Raw genomic sequence first — 13,166 nt, 5'->3', positions numbered from 1 at the left:
CCCGATGCGCTGGTGGGACATCGAGCCGGTGATGGAACTGGAGCTGCGGCTCTTCCCCGAGGACGCCTGGTCCCACGGGATGTACTGGTCCGAACTGGCCGAGGCCCACCCCGGCGGCACCCGCCACTACACCGTGGCCACCGCCGCGGACGGCGCGATCGTCGGCTACGCCGGACTGATGGTGATCGCCGGCGAGGGCGACGTCCAGACCATCGCCGTCGACGAGCGCCACCAGGGCGCCGGCCTCGGCGCGGCGCTGCTCACCGACCTCATCCGGGAGGCCGCCCGGCGCGACTGCGCCGAACTGCTGCTGGAGGTGCGGGTGGACAATCCGCGTGCCCAGCGGCTGTACGAGCGCTTCGGCTTCCAGCCGGTGGGCATCCGACGCGGCTACTACCAGCCCGCCAACGTCGACGCGCTGGTGATGCGCCTCGACCACCCGAGCACTGACAGCACCGACCCGAAGAACATTGAGGACACCCGCCATGGCTGACGAACCGCTCGTCCTCGGCATCGAGACCTCCTGCGACGAGACCGGCGTCGGCATCGTGCGCGGCACCACGCTGCTGGCCGACGCGGTCGCCTCCAGCGTCAACGACCACGCCCGCTTCGGCGGCGTCGTCCCGGAGATCGCCAGCCGGGCCCACCTGGAGGCGATGGTCCCGACCATCCAGCGGGCCCTGGACACCGCCGGGATCAAGGCGAGCGACCTGGACGGCATCGCGGTCACCGCGGGGCCGGGCCTGGCCGGCGCGCTGCTGGTCGGCGTCAGCGCCGCGAAGGCGTACGCCTGGGCGCTGGACAAGCCGCTGTACGGGGTCAACCACCTCGCCTCGCACATCTGCGTCGACCAGCTGGAGCACGGCCGGCTGCCCTCGCCCACGATGGCGCTGCTGGTCTCCGGCGGGCACTCCTCGCTGCTGCTCAGCGAGGACATCACGAGCGACGTCCGCCCGCTCGGCGCGACCATCGACGACGCGGCCGGCGAGGCCTTCGACAAGGTCGCCCGGGTGCTCGGCCTGGGCTTCCCCGGCGGCCCGGTCGTCGACCGCACGGCCCGCGAGGGCGACCGCAGGGCGATCAACTTCCCGCGCGGCCTGAGCGGCAGGAACGACCCCGAGTACGACTTCTCCTTCTCCGGCCTGAAGACCGCCGTCGCCCGCTGGGTGGAGGCCAAGCGCCGGGCCGGCGAGGAGGTGCCGATCGCCGACGTGGCGGCGTCCTTCCAGGAGGCGGTCACCGACGTGCTCACCCGCAAGGCCGTCAAGGCGTGCAAGGACAACGGCGTCGACCACCTGATGATCGGCGGCGGGGTCGCGGCCAACTCGCGGCTGCGCGAGATGGCCCAGCAGCGCTGCGAACGGGCCGGGATCCGGCTGCGGGTGCCGCGTCCGGGCCTGTGCACCGACAACGGTGCGATGGTGGCCGCGCTGGGCGCCGAGATGGTGTGGCGCGACCGCAGGCCCTCCGCGTTCGACCTGTCCGCCGACTCCTCGCTGCCCGTCACCGACGTGCACGTGCCTGCTGCGGCCATCGGGCATGGCGATGTCCACGGCCAGGCGTACGACGCCCTCGGCGGCGGCGCCGCATGACCGTCGCCGTGATGTGGGAGGCCCGCGCCGCCGACCGGCGCGGGGCCGAACTCGCCTCCTGGGTACGGGAGACGGCGATCCCGGCGCTGCGCGGATCGGCGGGCCTGGAGCGCCTCGAACTGCTCGGCGCCCCGGGTGAGCGCGTCCTGCTGGTCACCTGGTGGAGCGGCGAGCCGGTGCCCGTCGCCGACCCGCCGGCCGAGCTGCTCGGCCGGCCGGTGCACCGCTGGTCCTTCACCAGCGAGCACGTCGAGTAGGCCGGTCCGGGAACCGCCCGCCGACCGCTACCGTGCATAGCTGAGAAACGGCGGACGGACCAGGAGCGCGGTGCGGTGAAGCAGGACGGGCGGAACAGGACCAAGGCGTACGCGGCGGGGGCGCTGGCCCTGCTGGCCCTCGCCACTGGGTGCGGCGGCAACGGGGACGGCGCCGGCGCGGCCCCGGCGCCCACGAGCGCGGCCCCGGCCGCGGCCCAGCCCTCCGGCGGCGGCGCGCCGACCGCGGCGGCCACCACGCCGGCCGCGGGCGATGCCGCGTGGGCGAAGTGGAACCTCAAGCCGCTGGCCCCGGCCCCCGCGGCGCCCGCCGACAAGCCCATCAAGCTCGAACGGACCGGCACCGTACCGGTGTTCAGCGACGTGAAGACGAGCGACAAGGTCGTCTTCATCACCATCGACGACGGCGCCGAGAAGGACCCGAAGTTCGTCGAGATGCTGACCGACCTCAAGGTGCCGATCTCGATGTTCCTGACCAAGGACATCGTCAAGAACGACTACGGCTACTTCAAGCCGCTCCAGGCGCTCGGCAACCACATCCAGAACCACACCGTCACCCACCCGGTGATGAGCAAGATCACGCCGGACAAGCAGAAGTCCGAGGTCTGCGACGACCAGGCCGCGCTCACCCAGCAGTACGGCACCGCGCCGCTGCTGTTCCGCCCGCCGTTCGGGGACGGTGCCAACACCCCGACGCTCAACAACTCGGTGCAGCAGTGCGGTCCGCGCGCGATCGTGCTGTGGCGCGAGTCGATGCAGATCCACGACATGCAGTACCAGGCGGGGGACAAGAAGCTGCAGCCGGGCGACATCATCCTGGCCCACTTCCGCGGCCCGAAGGAGCTCAAGGGCGCGACGATGACCCAGATGTTCGGCGAGCTGCTGGCCCGGATCCAGGAGCAGGGATTCTCGGTGGCCCGGCTGGAGGACTACATCCAGGCCCCCGCCTCGTAGGCGCCGCGCAGGGCTCAGACCGGCCGGCCGAGCATCATGAGCGGCCCGTGGTCGGTGCGGCTGAGGATCACCGTGACGGTGTTCGGCCCGGAGGGCTTGAGCTGGCGGCGCAGCTCCTCCGGGGTGATCGCCATCCCGCGCTTCTTGATCACCACCGTGCCGACGCCGCGCTCGCGCAGCAGGGCCTTCAGCTTCTTGATGTGGAAGGGCATGACGTCGGTCAGCTCGAAGGCGTGCGCGTACGGCGTCGGGACCAGCTCGTCCGAGGTCAGGTAGGCGATCTTCGGGTCGATCAGCCGCCCGCCCACCTGCTGGGCCACCTCGGCCACCAGGTGGGCGCGGATCACGGCGCCGTCCGGCTCGTACAGGTAGCGGCCGACCGGTCCGGCCGCGGGGTCGGGCAGGTCGCCGCCGGTGAGGCTCGCGCCGTGCGGCAGGAGGGTCGCGCGGTGCGGGTGGGCCGCCTTGGTGCCGAACCAGAGCACCGCCTCCTTCACGTCCCCGTGGTCGGAGACCCACTCGGCCTCGGCGTCCTCGGGGACGGCCTCGTGCGGGATGCCCGGCGCCACCTTCAGCGCGCCGATCGGGGTCCGGCGGCCGGCCTCGATCGCCCAGGAGAGCGGCGGGGCGTACGCCTCCGGGTCGAACACCCGGCCGCGCGCCGTCCGGCGCGCCGGGTCGGTGAACACCGCGTCGTAGCCGGTGACGTCCACCTCGGCGACGTCCGCGCAGCACACCTCGACCAGGTCGGCGAGGCCCAGCGCGGCGGCGTTGGCGGCGGTGGCCGCGCAGGCGGCCGGGTCCCGGTCAACGGCCAGCACCTCGATCCCGGCCCGGGCCAGCGCCAGGACGTCCCCGCCGATCCCGCAGCACAGGTCGGCCAGCCGGCGCACCCCGAGCTCGGCGAAGCGCCGCGCGCGCCACTCGGCGACGCTGCGCCGGGTGGACTGCTCGACGCCGTTGGGCGTGAAGTACATCAGGTCGGCGTCCGTCCCGAACTTCGCGCGGGCGCGCTGGCGCAGCCGCGCCTGCCCGAACGCCGCCGACACGAGGTCGGCCGGGTGCTCGCGGCGCAGCCGGGTGGCCAGCGCGAGCTCCTCCTCGGGCGTGAACTCGCGCAGTGCGGCGAGCAGGTCCTGCCCCTCGGGGGTCAGCAGCGGCTGGAGGTTCTCGGTGTCCACGGGGCCATTCTCGCCGGTCGGAGCGTGCGGTGACCGGTCCGCCCGGCCGCACGCGGGTTCGGCCGCGCGTCCGCGGGCCGGGACGGCCGGGCGCGCCGTTGGCACTCTGGTTGACTGAGTGCTAACACGGGCCTATGGTCGTCCTTGGCACTCTCCACCAGGGGAGTGCTAATGCGATCACGCATGTCTGACCCCCGCGACGGCAGGCACGCAGGTTCGCCCCTACCCGTTAGAAAACCCCGTAATCTCCGAAGGGGAGCTCGGACGTGACCACCAGCAGCAAGGTTGCCATCAAGCCGCTCGAGGACCGCATCGTGGTCCAGCCGCTCGACGCCGAGACCACCACGGCCTCCGGCCTGGTTATCCCGGACACCGCCAAGGAGAAGCCCCAGGAGGGCGTCGTCCTGGCCGTCGGCCCGGGCCGCTTCGAGGACGGCCAGCGTCTGCCGCTCGACGTCGCCGTCGGTGACATCGTCCTGTACTCGAAGTACGGCGGCACCGAGGTGAAGTACCAGGGCGAGGAGTACCTGGTGCTCTCCGCCCGCGACGTTCTCGCGATCATCGAGAAGTAAAGACGTCCCGACCCGCCCCGGATCCGTGTCCTTTGCGACAGTGGCCCGGGGCGTGGTCGTTGGTTCACGCAGTTCGGCGGCCGGTGGGCCGGCCGCAGCCCCGAGGGAATAGGGAACATGGCGAAGATCCTGCAGTTCGACGAGGACGCCCGCCGCTCGCTGGAGCGCGGTGTCAACAAGCTGGCCGACACCGTCAAGGTGACCATCGGCCCCAAGGGCCGCAACGTCGTGATCGACAAGAAGTTCGGCGCCCCGACCATCACCAACGACGGTGTCACCATCGCCCGTGAGGTCGAGCTGGACGACCCGTACGAGAACCTTGGCGCGCAGCTCGTCAAGGAGGTCGCCACCAAGACCAACGACGTCGCGGGTGACGGCACCACCACCGCCACCGTGCTGGCCCAGGCCCTGGTCAACGAGGGTCTGCGCAACGTCGCCGCCGGCGCCGGCCCGGCCGCCCTGAAGAAGGGCATCGACAAGGCCGTCGCCGCCGTGTCCGAGCACCTGCTGTCGGTGGCCCGCGAGATCGAGGGCAAGGACGACGTCGCCGCCGTCGCGTCCCTCTCCGCCCAGGACGTCCAGGTCGGCGAGCTGATCGCCGAGGCGATCGACAAGGTCGGCAAGGACGGTGTCATCACCGTCGAGGAGTCGAACACCTTCGGCGTGGAGCTCGAGTTCACCGAGGGCATGCAGTTCGACAAGGGCTACCTGTCGCCGTACTTCGTCACCGACGCGGAGCGGCAGGAGGCGGTCCTGGAGGACCCGTACATCCTGATCCACCAGGGCAAGATCTCCTCGATCCAGGAGCTCCTCCCGCTGCTGGAGAAGATCCTGCAGGGCGGTGCCTCCAAGCCGCTGCTGATCATCGCCGAGGACGTCGACGGCGAGGCGCTGTCCACCCTCGTGCTGAACAAGATCCGCGGCATCTTCAACGCCGTCGCCGTCAAGGCCCCGGGCTTCGGCGACCGCCGCAAGGCGATCCTCGGTGACCTGGCCACCCTGACCGGCGGCACCGTGATCTCCGAGGAGGTCGGCCTCAAGCTCGACCAGGCCGGCCTGGACGTGCTGGGCACCGCCCGCCGCGTGACCATCACCAAGGACGAGACCACCATCGTCGAGGGTGCCGGCGACGCCGAGGCCGTGGCCGGCCGCGTCGCCCAGATCAAGGGCGAGATCGCGGGCACCGACTCCGACTGGGACCGCGAGAAGCTGCAGGAGCGCCTGGCCAAGCTGGCCGGCGGCGTCTGCGTCATCAAGGTCGGTGCCGCCACCGAGGTGGAGCTGAAGGAGCGCAAGCACCGCCTCGAGGACGCCATCTCCGCGACCCGCGCCGCGGTCGAGGAGGGCATCGTCGCCGGTGGTGGCGCCTCCCTGGTGCACGCCGCCAAGGTGCTGAACGACGGCCTGGGCCTGTCGGGCGACGAGGCCACCGGTGTCGCCGTGGTCCGCAAGGCGCTGCACGAGCCGCTGCGCTGGATCGCCCAGAACGCCGGCCTGGAGGGCTACGTCATCACCTCCAAGGTCGCCGAGCTGGAGGCCGGCCAGGGCTACAACGCGGCCACCGGCGAGTACGGCGACCTGGTGAAGGCCGGCGTCATCGACCCGGTCAAGGTCACCCGCTCCGCCCTGGAGAACGCCGCCTCGATCGCCTCCCTGCTGCTCACCACCGAGACCCTCGTGGTGGAGAAGAAGGAGGAGGCCGCCGACAACGGTCACGGCCACTCGCACGGCCACGGCCACTCGCACTGAGGCCCTGAAGTAGACCGGAGGCCCGGTCCCGCTCCCGTCCCGGGGGCAGGGCCGGGCCTCCGGCGTTCGGGGCCCGGGATCCGCTTGAAGACTCAACTATCAGCGTAATTTTGCGCATGGCAAAGATTGCCTTATAACTGAGGCATGATCGAGGCCCGCCACCTGCGCGTCCTGCGTGCCGTCGCCCGCACCGGCTCCTTCTCCGCCGCCGCCCGCGAGCTGGGCTGCACGCAGCCCGCCATCAGCCAGCAGATGAAGGCCCTGGAGAAGTCCGTGGACACCCCGCTGGTGGTCCGCTCGGGCCGGGGCATGCAGCTGAGCGAGGCCGGACGGGTGCTCCTCAAGCATGCCACCGGGATCCTGGCCGGGCTGTCGGCGGCCGAGGAGGAGGTCGCGGCGATCGCCGGGCTGCGGGCCGGGCGGGTGCGGCTGGTGTCCTTCCCGACCGCGAGTTCCACCCTGGTGCCGCCCGCCGTCGCCCGCCTGCGGGACAGCCATCCGGGGGTGCGCGTGTCGCTGGTCGAGGCGGAGCCGCCGGAGTCGCTGGCGATGCTGCGCGGCGGCGAGTGCGAGATCGCGCTGGCCTTCCGCTACCCGCAGTCCGCGGGCGCCGCCGCACTCCCGACGCCCGCGCACGGCACGCCGCGCGAGGCGCGGGCCGAGGCGAACCTGGAGGCGCAGCAGCTGAGCGCCGGCACCGACTGGTCCGATCTGGTGGTCACGCCCCTGCTGGACGACCCGCTGGTCGGTCTCCTGCCCGCCGCGCACCCGCTGGCGGGGCGTGGCGGCGCGGTGGGCCTGGCCGAGCTGGCGGGGGAGCAGTGGATCGCCGGCTGCCCGCAGTGCCGCGGGCACCTGGTGGAGCTGTGTGCGGGGGCGGGTTTCGAGCCCCGGATCGACTTCGCGACGGACGACTACCCGGCGGTGGTCGGCCTGGTGGCGGCCGGGCTGGGGGTGGCGGTGCTGCCGCGGCTGGCGCTGGAGTCGGTGCGTCCTGACGGGGTGTCGACGGTGCCGGTGCGGACGGCCTCGGGGGCGCCGGCGGTGCGGCAGGTGGTCGCGCTGACCCTGCCGGATCTGGCCGAGGTGCCGGCCGTGGCGCTGATGCTGGAGCGGCTCGCGGGGGCCGCCGGGGCCCGCTGACACCGGACTGCCCGGGCGGGTGGGGCGGCAGCTGGGGAGCGGATACGACGTCGCTGGGGCTTTCGGCGCCGCGAAGAAACGTTTCTTCACAGCGTGGCGCGGGCGTGGGGCTAGCGCTGAGCGACCGTCGGGGCGACCAGTGGGACCTCGACCAGGCGGTGCCGCGAGCGCCCGAGCATCTCCTCGCGCTCGTCCTCCGTCATCCCGCCCCAGACGCCGTACGGTTCGCGCACCGCCAGCGCGTGCGCCGCACACTCGGCGATCACGGGACAGCGCATGCAGACCTCCTTGGCGCTGGCCTCGCGCGAACTCCGCGCAGCCCCGCGCTCGCCCTCGGGGTGGAAGAAGAGCGAGCTGTCCACGCCACGGCAGGCTGCGGAGAGCTGCCAGTCCCAGAGGTCCGCGTTGGGACCGGGGAGGCGGGAGAAATCTGCCATGGCTCATTCCCTTCAGAGGCTCGTCGGCCGCGGGCCGGCCCCAGCGGTGGTCGCTGCGGGCGTGGCGGGGCGTCGATGCGCTGGTATGGACACCTGGAAATATGACTTAAGGCAACTCCATGGACAAGTCACCCACAGAGTGGCACAACAGTCAATGACCATACGAAAGCTATAAAAACGGGCAAAGTGGGCATGGACTTCCGCGGGCACGGGCGTGGCAATCGGGTGGCCGAGGGGCGCGCGACGCCCCGCACCGGTGTGCGGGTCGTACGCCGACCGCGCGCGAGCTGCACAAAAGTGCGGCGTGTGCACCGCGATGCGGCTGATCGGTAATGAGTTGGCCACGTACAGTGGTGGAGATGGCCCTGAAGGCCGTAACTCATTCGAGTGACGGTCGTTGGAAGTGCGGAGGCGGTTAGCGGGCGCCGGACGTCGGGAACGATCGCGGGAAGTTGAGGCGATCAGCACGGACTCTGTCGCCGATCGGCCGTGTCGGAGAGATTCGTACCAGCCAGGAGGCTCAACGTGACGCGGATCAGCTGCGGAGGACGACGGTCATGACTTCCGTTCTCGTTTGCGACGATTCCCCGCTCGCCCGCGAGGCGCTTCGCCGCGCCGTCGCGACCGTACCCGGTGTGGACCGGGTCACCACCGCGACGAACGGGGAGGAGGTCCTCCGCCGCTGGGTGGCCGACCGCTCCGATCTCGTGCTGATGGACGTCCGGATGCCCGGCCTCGGCGGGGTCGAGACGGTCCGGCGGCTGCTGTCCGCCGACCCGGGCGCGCGGATCATCATGCTCACCGTCGCCGAGGACCTCGACGGCGTCGCGCTCGCGGTCGCCGCCGGCGCCCGCGGGTACCTGCACAAGGACGCCTCGCGCGCCGAGCTTCGGGCCACCGTCACCCAGGCGCTCGCCGACCCGACCTGGCGGCTCGCCCCGCGTCGGCTGCGCAGCCCCGACATGGGCGCCGCGCCGACCCTGACGGCACGTGAGATCCAGGTGCTGGAGGGCATGAGCCACGGTCGCAGCAACGCCGAGATCGGCCGCGAGCTGTTCCTCTCCGAGGACACCGTCAAGACCCACGCCCGGCGCCTGTTCAAGAAGCTCGGGGCCTCGGACCGCGCCCACGCGGTGGCGCTGGGCTTCCGCTGGGGCCTGGTCCGCTGACCGCAGGCGGCGCCGCCGGCCCAGGCGCGCCGCCGGTGTTTCCGGGGACGGGCGCCGCACGGGCGTGTGACGTTACGGTCCCGAGGTTGCACCATGGAGTGGTGGAGCACCTCGGGGACCAGCGGACAGGCACTGCGGCGAACCACGCAGCCGCAGGACACTCGGCGGACGGCGCGACGGACGGAACCACCGACGGCGGCGGGGCGGGAGGCGGCACGGTGCAGGAGGGGCCGGTGGTGCGCGGCGGCACGCCGCGCGGTGCCGCAGCGCATAACGTTCCGGTGCACAACTCCGGACGCGGTGCCGCGTTTTCCCGTTCGACCAGGCACCATGGACCGATGCGTGACGACGTCGCCGGTGCGGCCGGCCAGGCGGACCCGGTGGAGGCCGAACCCTCCGGTCCGGGGCGCGATCCGTCGTACGCCGATTCCGGTGCGGCCCCCGGCGATGGCGTCGGCCCCGGCCGTCCGCCCGTGCTCGGTGGCGGTGGATCGCCGCTGGTGGGCGAGCTGGTCGCGGCCGCCGTCCGCGGCGAGGGGCCGGCCATCGACGCCCTGCTCGCGTACGTCCACCCGCTGGCGCTGCGGTACTGCCGCGGCCGGCTGGTCCGGCTGCCCGGCGGTGCCCGGCACCACGTGGACGACATCGCGCAGGAGGTGTGCGTCGCCGTGCTGTGCGCGCTGCCCCGGTACAAGGACCAGGGGCGGCCGTTCGAGGCCTTCGTCTACGGCATCGCCGCGCACAAGATCGCCGATCTGCAGCGGGCCGCGATGCGCGGGCCCGCCTCGACGGTGGTCCCGCAGGACGACCTGCCGGAGGTGCCGGACGAGGCGCTCGGCCCGGAGGAGCAGGCGCTGCTCAGCAGCGACGCGGCCTGGGCCAAGGAACTGCTCTCCAACCTGCCGGCCCGTCAGCGCGAGCTGGTGCTGCTGAGGGTGGCCGCCGGGCTGTCCGCCGAGGAGACCGGCGAGGTGCTGGGGATGTCGCCCGGCGCCGTCCGGGTGGCGCAGCACCGCGCGCTCAGCCGGCTGCGGGCGCTCGCGGAGGAGTCCTCCTGATCCGTGGCCTGCGGAATGGCTCACGGGGGGCGGGTGTTGTCAAGGGCACACGAGGACCACATTCGCGGTGCCAGTACCATGGGGTATCGGCGCCTGGGCAGGTTGCCAAAGTTTCACGGGTACGAACGGGGTTCCCCTGGAGGATCCTCCAAATTCACCCGGCTTTCGGCGGTCTGCGTAAGTGAGCGATGAACGCGCCCCCACCCTCAGGGCGTGAGCGGATTAGGCCGGCCACGGAAGGTACCCCCAAATGTCTTACAACGCCGCAGGCGTACCCGAGAAGTTCGCGATGCTCGGGCTCACGTTCGATGACGTCCTGCTGCTGCCCGGGGCCTCCGAGGTGCTGCCGAACCAGGTCGACACCTCCTCGCGGGTCTCCCGGAACGTGCGCGTCAACATCCCGCTGCTCTCCGCGGCGATGGACAAGGTCACCGAGGCGCGGATGGCGATCGCGATGGCCCGCCAGGGCGGCGTCGGCGTCCTGCACCGCAACCTGTCGGTCGAGGACCAGGTCAACCAGGTCGACCTGGTGAAGCGCTCCGAGTCCGGCATGGTCACCGACCCGATCACGGTCGGCCCGGAGACCACCCTGGCCGAGGCCGACGCGCTGTGCGCCAAGTTCCGCATCTCCGGCGTGCCGGTCGCGGACGAGGCGGGCAAGCTGCTCGGCATCGTCACCAACCGCGACATGGCCTTCGAGTCGGACCGCAGCCGCCAGGTCCGCGAGATCATGACCCCGATGCCGCTGGTCACCGGCAAGGTCGGCATCTCGGGCGAGGACGCGATGGCGCTGCTGCGCCGCCACAAGATCGAGAAGCTGCCGCTGGTCGACGACGAGGGCCGGATCAAGGGCCTGATCACCGTCAAGGACTTCGTCAAGGCCGAGAAGTACCCGAACGCCGCCAAGGACGCCGAGGGCCGGCTGCTGGTCGGTGCCGCCGTCGGCGCCAGCGCCGAGGCGTTCGACCGGGCCCAGGCCCTGGTCGGGGCCGGCGTGGACTTCCTGGTCGTGGACACCTCGCACGGCCACAGCCACAACGCGCTGGCCTGGATCGAGAAGATCAAGTCGGCCGTCAAGGTCGACGTGGTCGGCGGCAACGTCGCCACCCGCGACGGTGCCCAGGCACTGATCGACGCCGGCGTGGACGGCGTCAAGGTCGGCGTCGGCCCGGGCTCGATCTGCACCACCCGCGTGGTCGCCGGCATCGGCGTCCCGCAGATCACCGCCATCTACGAGGCCGCCCAGGCCTGCCAGGCGGCCGGCGTGCCGGTCATCGGCGACGGCGGCCTGCAGTACTCCGGCGACATCGGCAAGGCGCTGTGCGCCGGCGCCGACACGGTGATGCTCGGCTCGCTGCTCGCGGGCTGCGAGGAGTCGCCGGGCGAGCTGCTGTTCATCAACGGCAAGCAGTACAAGTCGTACCGCGGCATGGGCTCGCTGGGCGCCATGCAGTCCCGCGGCCAGGCGAGGTCCTTCTCCAAGGACCGCTACTTCCAGGGCGAGGTCACCTCCGACGAGAAGCTCATCGCCGAGGGCATCGAGGGCCAGGTCCCGTACCGGGGTCCGCTGTCCGCGGTGCTGTACCAGCTGGTCGGCGGTCTGCGCCAGACCATGGGCTACGTCGGCGCCGCCACCGTCGCCGAGATGGAGAGCAAGGGCCGCTTCGTCCGGATCACCTCGGCGGGCCTCAAGGAGAGCCACCCGCACGACATCCAGATGACCGTCGAGGCGCCGAACTACTCGTCCCGCTGACGCGCTGAACGCAGAAGGGCCCGCCATGGCGGGCCCTTCTCGCATGTCCGCGGACCGGGCCGTCGGGGCGTGCGCACCACCCGTGCGGGATACTGGGGGCGGCCGGGGTGACCCGGCGGGCATGAGCAACACAGCAGAAGGGCTCGAAGTGACTGAGATCGAGATCGGGCGAGGCAAGCGCGGCCGCCGGGCGTACGCCTTCGACGACATCGCCGTCGTCCCCAGCCGCCGTACCCGGGACCCGAAGGAGGTCTCGATCGCCTGGCAGATCGACGCCTACCGCTTCGAGCTGCCGTTCCTGGCCGCCCCGATGGACAGTGTGGTCTCGCCGCAGCAGGCCATCGCCATCGGCCGCCTCGGCGGCCTCGGCGTGCTGAACCTCGAAGGCCTCTGGACCCGCTACGAGGACCCGCAGCCGCTGCTCGACGAGATCGCCTCGATCTCCGACGAGGCCACCGCCACCCGCCGCCTGCAGGAGATCTACGCCGCGCCGATCCGCGCCGAGCTGATCAAGCAGCGGATCCAGGAGGTCCGCGACTCGGGTGTGGTCACCGCCGCCGCGCTCTCGCCGCAGCGCACCGCCGAGTTCTCCAAGGCCGTCGTGGACGCCGGCGTCGACGTCTTCGTCATCCGCGGCACCACCGTCTCGGCCGAGCACGTCTCCAGCGCCGCCGAGCCGCTGAACCTCAAGCAGTTCATCTACGAGCTGGACGTCCCGGTCATCGTCGGCGGCTGTGCCACCTACACCGCCGCGCTGCACCTCATGCGCACCGGCGCGGCCGGCGTGCTGGTCGGCTTCGGCGGCGGCGCCGCCCACACCACCCGCAACGTGCTCGGCATCCAGGTGCCGATGGCCACCGCCGTCGCGGACGTGGCCGCCGCCCGCCGCGACTACATGGACGAGTCCGGCGGCCGCTACGTGCACGTGATCGCGGACGGCGGCGTCGGCTACAGCGGCGACATCCCGAAGGCCGTCGCCTGCGGTGCCGACGCGGTCATGATCGGCGCCGCGCTGGCCCGCGCCACCGACGCGCCCGGCAAGGGCTTCCACTGGGGCATGGAGGCCGTCCACGAGGAGCTGCCGCGCGGCAAGCGGGTGGACCTCGGCACGGTCGGCACCACCGAGGAGATCCTCACCGGTCCGTCGCACACCCCGGACGGCACCATGAACCTGTTCGGCGCGCTGCGCCGCGCGATGGCCACCACCGGCTACACGGAGCTCAAGGAGTTCCAGCGGGTCGAGGTCACCGTCAACCCGGCGCTCGACCACCGCTGAGGTGAGC

General features: G+C 72.1%; 13 protein-coding genes. 11 read left to right on the top strand and 2 right to left on the bottom strand.

Going from position 1 to position 13,166, the window contains the following annotated elements:
• Positions 1 to 4 precede the first annotated feature (4 nt).
• The 4 genes from rimI to ACWCXH_RS16710 all read left to right on the top strand — a co-directional run bounded on the left by rimI (position 5) and on the right by ACWCXH_RS16710 (position 2,821).
• Positions 5 to 493, top strand: a complete 489-nt coding sequence (gene rimI, locus ACWCXH_RS16725) for a ribosomal protein S18-alanine N-acetyltransferase (protein ID WP_449802245.1) — start codon at positions 5 to 7, stop codon at positions 491 to 493.
• A complete protein-coding gene (gene tsaD, locus ACWCXH_RS16720) occupies positions 486 to 1,592 on the top strand; it encodes a tRNA (adenosine(37)-N6)-threonylcarbamoyltransferase complex transferase subunit TsaD (RefSeq protein WP_449802171.1) in 1,107 nt (368 codons plus the stop codon). The genes rimI and tsaD overlap by 8 nt, the downstream gene beginning before the upstream one ends.
• Positions 1,589 to 1,849, top strand: coding sequence for a hypothetical protein (locus ACWCXH_RS16715; protein WP_449802170.1), 261 nt, complete (start codon positions 1,589 to 1,591; stop codon positions 1,847 to 1,849). Before tsaD ends, ACWCXH_RS16715 begins: the two co-directional genes overlap by 4 nt.
• A 75-nt stretch (positions 1,850 to 1,924) precedes the next feature.
• Positions 1,925 to 2,821: a polysaccharide deacetylase family protein gene (locus ACWCXH_RS16710; protein ID WP_449802169.1), complete on the top strand. Its 897-nt coding sequence runs from the start codon at positions 1,925 to 1,927 to the stop codon at positions 2,819 to 2,821.
• A gap of 14 nt (positions 2,822 to 2,835) precedes the next feature.
• Here ACWCXH_RS16710 and ACWCXH_RS16705 read toward each other — a convergent pair whose 3' ends face one another.
• A complete protein-coding gene (locus ACWCXH_RS16705) occupies positions 2,836 to 4,002 on the bottom strand; it encodes a THUMP-like domain-containing protein (protein ID WP_449802168.1) in 1,167 nt (388 codons plus the stop codon).
• Positions 4,003 to 4,268: 266 nt separating this feature from the next.
• Here ACWCXH_RS16705 and groES point away from each other — a divergent pair, with 266 nt between their 5' ends.
• From groES to ACWCXH_RS16690, 3 genes are all read left to right on the top strand, one after another.
• Entirely contained in the window at positions 4,269 to 4,574 is a 306-nt protein-coding gene (gene groES, locus ACWCXH_RS16700; protein WP_014136232.1) for a co-chaperone GroES, read from the top strand.
• 117 nt (positions 4,575 to 4,691) lie between these two features.
• Positions 4,692 to 6,323 carry a chaperonin GroEL gene (groL, locus tag ACWCXH_RS16695; RefSeq protein WP_449802167.1) on the top strand — a complete coding sequence of 544 codons (1,632 nt, stop codon included), beginning with the start codon at positions 4,692 to 4,694 and terminating at the stop codon, positions 6,321 to 6,323.
• A 144-nt stretch (positions 6,324 to 6,467) separates the two neighbouring features.
• A complete protein-coding gene (locus tag ACWCXH_RS16690) occupies positions 6,468 to 7,466 on the top strand; it encodes a LysR family transcriptional regulator (RefSeq protein ID WP_449802166.1) in 999 nt (332 codons plus the stop codon).
• Positions 7,467 to 7,576: 110 nt separating this feature from the next.
• On the opposite strand, the gene ACWCXH_RS16685 is transcribed toward ACWCXH_RS16690, so the two are convergent.
• Entirely contained in the window at positions 7,577 to 7,903 is a 327-nt protein-coding gene (locus ACWCXH_RS16685) for a WhiB family transcriptional regulator (protein WP_449802165.1), read from the bottom strand.
• A 557-nt stretch (positions 7,904 to 8,460) separates the two neighbouring features.
• Here ACWCXH_RS16685 and ACWCXH_RS16680 point away from each other — a divergent pair.
• The 4 genes from ACWCXH_RS16680 (at position 8,461) to ACWCXH_RS16665 (ending at position 13,159) form a co-directional block, all read left to right on the top strand.
• A complete protein-coding gene (locus tag ACWCXH_RS16680) occupies positions 8,461 to 9,072 on the top strand; it encodes a response regulator transcription factor (protein WP_014136228.1) in 612 nt (203 codons plus the stop codon).
• 338 nt (positions 9,073 to 9,410) lie between these two features.
• Positions 9,411 to 10,130, top strand: coding sequence for an RNA polymerase sigma factor ShbA (gene shbA / locus ACWCXH_RS16675; RefSeq protein ID WP_449802164.1), 720 nt, complete (start codon positions 9,411 to 9,413; stop codon positions 10,128 to 10,130).
• A 250-nt stretch (positions 10,131 to 10,380) separates the two neighbouring features.
• Positions 10,381 to 11,883: an IMP dehydrogenase gene (gene guaB, locus ACWCXH_RS16670; RefSeq protein WP_449802163.1), complete on the top strand. Its 1,503-nt coding sequence runs from the start codon at positions 10,381 to 10,383 to the stop codon at positions 11,881 to 11,883.
• Positions 11,884 to 12,031: 148 nt separating this feature from the next.
• Positions 12,032 to 13,159 (top strand): GuaB3 family IMP dehydrogenase-related protein, encoded by a 1,128-nt coding sequence (locus tag ACWCXH_RS16665; protein WP_449802244.1) that lies wholly within the window; start codon positions 12,032 to 12,034, stop codon positions 13,157 to 13,159.
• The last annotated feature ends 7 nt before the right edge of the window (positions 13,160 to 13,166 follow it).

The organism is Kitasatospora sp. NPDC001660 (assembly GCF_053596725.1).
Note: the sequence above shows the minus strand (reverse complement) of the source record. Positions and strands in the feature narration are given on the sequence as shown.

What these genes read in the sequence shown, in the direction of transcription:
- guaB (WP_449802163.1), top strand. Translation starts at nt 10,381, where the DNA reads ATGTCTTACAACGCCGCAGGCGTACCCGAGAAGTTCGCGATGCTCGGG.
- rimI (WP_449802245.1), top strand. Translation starts at nt 5, where the DNA reads ATGCGCTGGTGGGACATCGAGCCGGTGATGGAACTGGAGCTGCGGCTC.
- shbA (WP_449802164.1), top strand. Translation starts at nt 9,411, where the DNA reads ATGCGTGACGACGTCGCCGGTGCGGCCGGCCAGGCGGACCCGGTGGAG.
- ACWCXH_RS16690 (WP_449802166.1), top strand. Translation starts at nt 6,468, where the DNA reads ATGATCGAGGCCCGCCACCTGCGCGTCCTGCGTGCCGTCGCCCGCACC.
- groL (WP_449802167.1), top strand. Translation starts at nt 4,692, where the DNA reads ATGGCGAAGATCCTGCAGTTCGACGAGGACGCCCGCCGCTCGCTGGAG.
- ACWCXH_RS16685 (WP_449802165.1), bottom strand. Translation starts at nt 7,903, where the DNA reads ATGGCAGATTTCTCCCGCCTCCCCGGTCCCAACGCGGACCTCTGGGAC.
- ACWCXH_RS16680 (WP_014136228.1), top strand. Translation starts at nt 8,461, where the DNA reads ATGACTTCCGTTCTCGTTTGCGACGATTCCCCGCTCGCCCGCGAGGCG.
- tsaD (WP_449802171.1), top strand. Translation starts at nt 486, where the DNA reads ATGGCTGACGAACCGCTCGTCCTCGGCATCGAGACCTCCTGCGACGAG.
- ACWCXH_RS16715 (WP_449802170.1), top strand. Translation starts at nt 1,589, where the DNA reads ATGACCGTCGCCGTGATGTGGGAGGCCCGCGCCGCCGACCGGCGCGGG.